Raw genomic sequence first — 2,212 nt, 5'->3', positions numbered from 1 at the left:
GCTCAGGACAACCCGGCGGCGCTCGCCGACCCGGAAGCGGTTGCGCGCGCCCTGTCGCTCGAGGGTGGCACCCGCCGCGTAAGTCTGACACGCACCACGCCCGATGGTACGGTCATCTACTACTACGCGCTCTTTGGTCTGGTCGCGATGATGTCTGCCGAGTTTGCCGCTTTGAGCGTCGTCGACCTGCAGCCCAATCTGTCGGGCCTTGGCGCGCGCCGCTGCGTGGGTGGCCTTTCCAAGACGGCGTCGCTAGCCGGCATCTTTGTCGGCTCGTGGCTGGTTTCCTTTGCCTCGATGACGATTGCGATCGGCTACGTGCGCCTGGTCGTGGGCGTCGACTTTGGCGGGCGCGAGGGACTGTGTTTGGTGGGCGGCGCCGCTTCCGCGCTTGCCGCCACGGGCTTGGGGCTCTTTGTGGGCACGCTTTCCGTTAAGGGCGGCAAGGCGTCCAAGTCCGGAATCCTCACGGGCTTTGCCACCACGTGCGCCCTGTTCGCCGGCCTTTACGGCGAGCCGGCGATGGCGCTTGCCGACGACGTCGCCCGCGCCTGCCCGGCAGAGTGCTGGTTCAACCCCGTCAAGCTTATCTGCGACATGTTCAACCGCCTGTATTTCTTTGAGGACCTGGGTCCCTTTGCCGTTCGCGCGGGCGCGCTGGTCCTCATGGCCCTGGTGTTTGCCGCCGTCGCCACGCTGATCTTTGAAAGGAGCCGCTATGAGCACCTTTAAGACCGCGCTTCGCATGGCGCTGGCGCACCCGTTCTACCTGCTTATCTACACGGTGTTCATCTCGCTCATGGGCGTATTCATCGCGGCCTCGGTGAGCTGGAACTCGTCGCAGCTTACCGAGTACAAGCCCTACGACACCAACGTGATCGTGGTCGACCGCGACAATAGCGACCTTTCGCGGGCGCTTACCAAGCACCTGGGGTCGCGCTTCGAGCTGGTCACGGGCGTTGGCGACGACACCTACGACCTTGCGGACGCGCTCTCCAAGAGCAACAGCGCCAAGGGTAGCGCCGACTGCGTGTTCTTTATCCCGGAGGGGTTTGAGGGCGACCTTGTTACAGCCGCCCGCGCGGGGGAGTCTCTGCCCAAGCTCGATGTGACCTACGGCGCCGGCACCATGGCAGCGGCGCTTTCGTCTGCCGAGGCCTCGCGCTGGATCTCGCTCGCGGGTGCTGCGGCGGCGCTTGAGCCCGCTGCCTCTGACGGCGACGTGGCCAAGGCCGCCGAGTACGCCGCCGCCAAACGCGCCGAGGTCCAGATCGAGCAGGTCAAGGTCGACTCGACCGCCGCCGCGACGCTCGAGTCGTACTTCAACTTTGGCGCGTACGCGATTATCTCGTCGGTCATCGTGTCGGTGGGCCTGGTGTTCTCGGGCATGAACAAGCCCGAGCGCGTTCGCCGCATGGACGCCGGCCCGGTCTCCGAGCGCCAGCGCTCGCTTGCCGTGTTTGCGGCCGCCGCCGTGCTCACCGTCTGTATTTGGTTTGTGTCGAGCATGATGGGCGTTGTGGGCTTTGCCAGCGAGGTCGCCGAGGTCGGCGTGGGCCGCGTGTGCCTGGCGCTGGCGGCGACGTTTGCCTTGGCGTGCACGCCCCTGGCCGTTGGCTTTACGCTGTCGAGCCTGGGTGCGCGCGAGGAGTTGCTCAACGGTGTGGGTAACCTGCTCGGTATGCTCATGACGTTTTTGGGCGGCGCTTGGATGCCGCTGTCGCTCATGGGCTCGGCCGTGCAGACCGTGGCGCATTTTGTGCCGACGTATTGGGTGAACGACGCGATCGGCAAGGCGCTCGCCTCGGACCTGACGTCTACCGTGCTGGGCGACATCGCCTGCGACCTGGGCGTCACGGCACTCTTTGCCGTGGCCATCGCCGCCGCAGGCCTCGCCCTCGCCCGCGCCAAATCCCGCGCCTAGCCACCTAGTCATCGGATACTCATTGGGGACAGACTTAAACGACCAAGAGTGGTCATTTGGGACAGACTTAAACGACTAGCCATCGGGGACAGTCTTTGCCGATCGGCTGTTTTGCCGGCTGGGTTGCCAAGGACTGTCCCCAACTGCCGGCAGGAAAGGAACGTCCCTAACTGCCGGGCGGCGAAAGAGTGTCCCTTGCGACTAGTCATTTAAGAACGTCCATTACAGTCGAAATTGTCAGCCCGGGCCCGTCTCGGGCTACGATTGAGGCGCGCCCAGAACGGGCCG

The 2,212-nt window shown here is 64.9% G+C and carries 2 protein-coding genes; both read left to right on the top strand.

Features of this window, described 5'->3' with window-relative positions:
- Window positions 1-732: ABC transporter permease (locus tag ABHR75_RS09800; RefSeq protein ID WP_346964225.1), on the top strand; the 732-nt coding region annotated here is incomplete at its 5' end.
- Window positions 719-1,924 (top strand): ABC transporter permease, encoded by a 1,206-nt coding sequence (locus ABHR75_RS09795; RefSeq protein WP_346964224.1) that lies wholly within the window; start codon window positions 719-721, stop codon window positions 1,922-1,924. The genes ABHR75_RS09800 and ABHR75_RS09795, both read left to right, overlap by 14 nt.
- The last annotated feature ends 288 nt before the right edge of the window (window positions 1,925-2,212 follow it).

The sequence above is a fragment of the Collinsella aerofaciens genome (assembly GCF_039752955.1).
GTDB lineage: Bacteria > Actinomycetota > Coriobacteriia > Coriobacteriales > Coriobacteriaceae > Collinsella > Collinsella aerofaciens_BI.
Note: the sequence above shows the minus strand (reverse complement) of the source record. Positions and strands in the feature narration are given on the sequence as shown.

What these genes read in the sequence shown, in the direction of transcription:
- ABHR75_RS09795 (WP_346964224.1), top strand. Translation starts at nt 719, where the DNA reads ATGAGCACCTTTAAGACCGCGCTTCGCATGGCGCTGGCGCACCCGTTC.